Genomic DNA, 3073 nt, shown 5'->3' on the forward strand with positions numbered 1-3073 from the left:
GCGATCCAGACTCCTTCGGGTTATAGGGTCAAGCAATGAAGCGCACACGGTGGATGCCTAGGCAGCCAGAGGCGATGAAAGACGTGGAAGCCTGCGATAAGGTTCGGTGAGGTGGCAAACGACCTGTGACCCGGACATCTCTGAATGGGGAAACCCACTGACCACAAGGTCAGTATCGTACCTTGAATATATAGAGGTACGAGGCGAACCGGGGGAACTGAAACATCTAAGTACCCCGAGGAAAAGAAATCAACCGAGATTCCCCCAGTAGCGGCGAGCGAACGGGGACCAGCCCTTAAGCGTGTGAAAGGTTAGACGAACGGATTGGGAAGTCCGGCCAGAGCGGGTGATAGCCCCGTAGTCGAAAATCTGATCACGTGAAATCGAGTAGGTCGGGGCACGAGAAACCTTGACTGAAGACGGGGGGACCATCCTCCAAGGCTAAATACTCCTGGCTGACCGATAGTGAACCAGTACCGTGAGGGAAAGGCGAAAAGAACCCCGGCGAGGGGAGTGAAATAGATCCTGAAACCGTGTGCGTACAAGCAGTAGGAGCAGGCAAGTCCTGTGACTGCGTACCTTTTGTATAATGGGTCAGCGACTTATATTCAGTGGCGAGCTTAACCGTATAGGGGAGGCGTAGAGAAATCGAGTCTTAACTGGGCGACCAGTCGCTGGATATAGACCCGAAACCGGGCGATCTATCCATGAGCAGGGTGAAGGTTGAGTAACATCAACTGGAGGCCCGAACCAGGATCTGTTGAAAAAGATTTGGATGACTTGTGGATCGGAGTGAAAGGCTAATCAAGCCCGGAGATAGCTGGTTCTCCTCGAAAGCTATTTAGGTAGCGCCTCACGTATCACCACCGGGGGTAGAGCACTGTTTCGGCTAGGGGGTCATCCCGACTTACCAACCCGAGGCAAACTCCGAATACCGGTGAGTGCAGCGTGGGAGACACACGGCGGGTGCTAACGTCCGTCGTGAAAAGGGAAACAACCCAGACCGTCAGCTAAGGTCCCCAAATCCTGGTTAAGTGGGAAACGATGTGGGAAGGCTCAGACAGCTAGGAGGTTGGCTTAGAAGCAGCCATCCTTTAAAGAAAGCGTAATAGCTCACTAGTCGAGTCGGCCTGCGCGGAAGATGTAACGGGGCTAAACCAGGTACCGAAGCTACGGGTTCATCCACTAGGATGAGCGGTAGAGGAGCGTCGTGTAAGCCAATGAAGGTGAGTTGAGAAGCTTGCTGGAGGTATCACGAGTGCGAATGCTGACATGAGTAACGATAAGGGGAGTGAAAAACTCCCCCGCCGGAAGACCAAGGTTTTCTGTTCGATGCTAATCAGAGCAGAGTGAGTCGGCCCCTAAGGCGAGGCGGAAACGCGTAGTCGATGGGAAACGGGCTAATATTCCCGTACCGGACATGATTGCGATGGGGGGACGGAGAAGGCTAGGTGAGCCAGGCGTTGGTTGTCCTGGTGAAAGTGAGTAGGCTGGGGTCTTAGGTAAATCCGGGACCCTTCAAGGCCGAGACACGAGACGAACGGTCTTTGGACCGGAAGTCATTGATGCCACGCTTCCAGGAAAAGCCTCTAAGCTTCAGATCATGTGCGACCGTACCCCAAACCGACACAGGTGGTCAGGGTGAGAATCCCAAGGCGCTTGAGAGAACTCGGGTGAAGGAACTAGGCAAAATGGTGCCGTAACTTCGGGAGAAGGCACGCCGGCGTAGGGTAGAGGGACTTGCTCCCCGAGCCCGAACCGGTCGAAGATACCAGGTGGCTGCAACTGTTTAGTAAAAACACAGCACTCTGCTAACGCGCAAGCGGACGTATAGGGTGTGACGCCTGCCCGGTGCCGGAAGGTTAAGTGATGGTGTTAGGCCTCGGCCGAAGCTCTTGATCGAAGCCCCGGTAAACGGCGGCCGTAACTATAACGGTCCTAAGGTAGCGAAATTCCTTGTCGGGTAAGTTCCGACCTGCACGAATGGCGTAATGATGGCCACGCTGTCTCCACCCGAGACTCAGTGAAATTGAAATCGCCGTGAAGATGCGGTGTACCCGCGGCTAGACGGAAAGACCCCGTGAACCTTTACTATAGCTTCACACTGGACACTGATGTTGCCTGTGTAGGATAGCTGGGAGGCTTGGAAACCCGGACGCCAGTTCGGGTGGAGCCAACCTTGAAATACCAGCCTGGCATCATTGGTGTTCTCACTCAGGTCCGTCATCCGGATCGAGGACAGTGTGTGGTGGGTAGTTTGACTGGGGCGGTCTCCTCCCAAAGAGTAACGGAGGAGCACGAAGGTACCCTCAGCACGGTCGGACATCGTGCAATGAGTGCAAGAGCATAAGGGTGCTTGACTGCGAGACAGACACGTCGAGCAGGTGCGAAAGCAGGTTCTAGTGATCCGGTGGTTCTGTATGGAAGGGCCATCGCTCAACGGATAAAAGGTACTCCGGGGATAACAGGCTGATACCGCCCAAGAGTTCACATCGACGGCGGTGTTTGGCACCTCGATGTCGGCTCATCACATCCTGGGGCTGAAGTCGGTCCCAAGGGTATGGCTGTTCGCCATTTAAAGTGGTACGCGAGCTGGGTTTAGAACGTCGTGAGACAGTTCGGTCCCTATCTGCCGTGGGCGTTGGATGTTTGAGAAGGGCTGCTCCTAGTACGAGAGGACCGGAGTGGACGCACCTCTGGTGTTCCGGTTGTCACGCCAGTGGCATTGCCGGGTAGCTATGTGCGGACGGGATAACCGCTGAAAGCATCTAAGCGGGAAGCCCCCTTCAAGATGAGACATCCCCGAGGCCTTGAGCCTCCTGAAGGGCCCAGCGAGACCAGCTGGTTGATAGGCACGGTGTGGACGCGCTGCAAGGCGTTGAGCTAACGTGTACTAATGGCCCGTGAGGCTTGACCCTATAACACCCAAGGGGTCTGGTCGCGCAGTGACAACGAATGAAAGAACCGGATACGTGCCGAGAACGCTCGGCAGAGACGCCACGAAACACGCCCAGCATGATGTACATTGATAGTTACGCCTGACGACCATAGCCTGCGTGAACCACCCGATCCC

The 3073-nt window shown here is 55.3% G+C and carries 1 rRNA gene; it reads left to right on the plus strand.

Annotated features, from left to right (window positions below):
- Positions 1 to 26: 26 nt before the first annotated feature.
- Positions 27 to 2918 (plus strand): 23S ribosomal RNA (locus GEV37_RS16835).
- The last annotated feature ends 155 nt before the right edge of the window (positions 2919 to 3073 follow it).

The organism is Vreelandella malpeensis, assembly GCF_020622355.1.
In the GTDB taxonomy this organism is placed as follows: domain Bacteria; phylum Pseudomonadota; class Gammaproteobacteria; order Pseudomonadales; family Halomonadaceae; genus Vreelandella; species Vreelandella malpeensis.